The sequence below is a fragment of the Mesorhizobium sp. M7A.F.Ca.CA.004.12.1.1 genome, assembly GCF_003997835.1.
Taxonomy (GTDB): Bacteria; Pseudomonadota; Alphaproteobacteria; order Rhizobiales; family Rhizobiaceae; genus Mesorhizobium.
This window is the reverse complement of record NZ_RZRK01001030.1, coordinates 1-1,841: the sequence shown is the minus strand read 5'-3', so window position 1 is coordinate 1,841 and position 1,841 is coordinate 1. Positions and strand designations below refer to the sequence as shown.

Annotated in this window: 1 protein-coding gene; it reads right to left on the bottom strand. The window is 62.0% G+C overall.

The features are described 5' to 3' along the window. A partial coding sequence (locus tag EN984_RS33175; protein ID WP_164765859.1) for an efflux RND transporter permease subunit occupies positions 1-1,755 on the bottom strand: 1,755 nt, incomplete at its 3' end. Between the last annotated feature and the right edge of the window lie 86 nt (positions 1,756-1,841).

The window sequence follows — 1,841 nt, the reverse complement described above, 5'->3', positions numbered from 1 at the left end:
GGTGTAGACCGACTTCACACCCGGCCAGCCGAGCAGCCTGTCTTCCGCGATCTTGGTCGCGGTATCCATTTCGGCCAGCGAAAGATTGCCGCGCGCATGCACGTAGAGCAGGCCATAATCCGGCTCGACATTCGGGAAGAACTCGACGCCGGCGCCGTATTTCGAATAGGCAAAGCCGACGCCGAACAAGAGCGCGACGGTCAGCACCAGCACGGTGATGGGGAAGCGCACCGCCTGCTTGACGATCGCCATGTACCAGCCGTCGCGATTGTCATCCTCATGATGCGGCGGCGCCTTGGCGAAGATCGCACCCAGCGTCGGCGCGAAGACAAGCGCGTAGAGCATCGAGGCCGATAGCGTGACGATCAGCGTGATCGGCATGTACTTCATGAAGTCGCCGATGATGCCCGGCCAGAACAGCAGCGGCGAGAAGGCGGCGATGCGCGTCATCGTCGCGGCGATGACCGGACCGGCCATGCGCTTGGCGGCGAGCGCGAAGGCTTCCTCCTTCGGCATGCCTTCGCTCATCCGTCGTTCGGCGAACTCGGTGACGATGATCGCATCGTCGACCAGCATGCCGACGGCCAGGATCAGGCTGAACAGCACGATCATGTTGATCGTGTAGCCCATCATCGCCAGCAGCAGGATGCCGATCAGGAAGGACGACGGAATCGCAAGCCCGATGAGCAGCGAGGCGCGGCCGGACAGCGCGTAGAGGATGACGATGAACACCAGGATGACGGCGATCATCACATGGTTCTGCAGGTCGCCGAGCAGCTGGTTGACGAAGACCGACTTGTCCTGCGTGTAGGTGACGTTCATGCCCTCGGGCATCGACTTGACAAACTCGTCGGACACCGTTCGCACCTTGGCGATGGTGTCGATCAGGTTGGAGCCGATGCGCTTCTTGACTTCGATGGCGATGGCCGGCTTGCCGTTGAGACGGGTCACCGTCTCGGCATCCTTGAAGGTCGAACGGATCGTCGCGATGTCCTTGGCCTGCACCACGGCATTGGGGCCGGCGACCACCGGCAGTGCGGCGACATCCTCCGGCGTTTCGATCAGCGACGGTACCTTGACGGCGTATTTGCCCTCCGAGCCTTCGATATTGCCGGCGGCGACCAGGCTGTTGGAGTTGCCGACCGCACCGATCAGTTGATCGAGTTGCAGCCCATAGGAAGACAGCTTCATCGGATCGATGACGACCTCGACGAGATCGTCGCGCGCACCCTGCAGCGAGCCCTCGAGAACACCGGGAACCTCCTCGATGCGGTCGCGCAGTTCACGCGCGGCGGCGGTCAGCACGCGTTCAGGCAGATTTCCCGAGAGGGTGACGACGAGCACGGGAAATTCGGAAATGTTGACTTCGGTGACGACAGGTTCTTCCGCCGCCTGCGGCAGGTCGGCCTTGGCGTCCTGCACCTTGCTGCGCGTGTCCTGCAGCGCGGTGGCCAGATTGGTCTGCGGCTGGAATTCGACCAGCACGTAGCCGCCGCCCTGGAAAGCGGCCGAACGCATCTCCTTGAGGCCCTTCAGGCTTTTCAGCTTGCTTTCCATCGGCCGCAGCAGAAGCCGCTCCGAATCCTCGGGCGAAATGCCCTGGTAGATCAGGCTGACATACATCATCGGAATCGGAACGTCGGGCTCCGCTTCCTTTGGCGTCGCCTGATATGCGACCCAGCCCGCCAGCAGAAGGAAGACGAGGACCGAAATGGTCAGGCGGGCATTGTTGATTGCGAGTCTGACGATATCCATGGCTAACGCCTGTTCTTGAATTTTCACGAGCTGCGTCGCAGCCGATTGTCCCCGCCCAGGGCTAGTCCGTCGCGATCTCTTGCTAC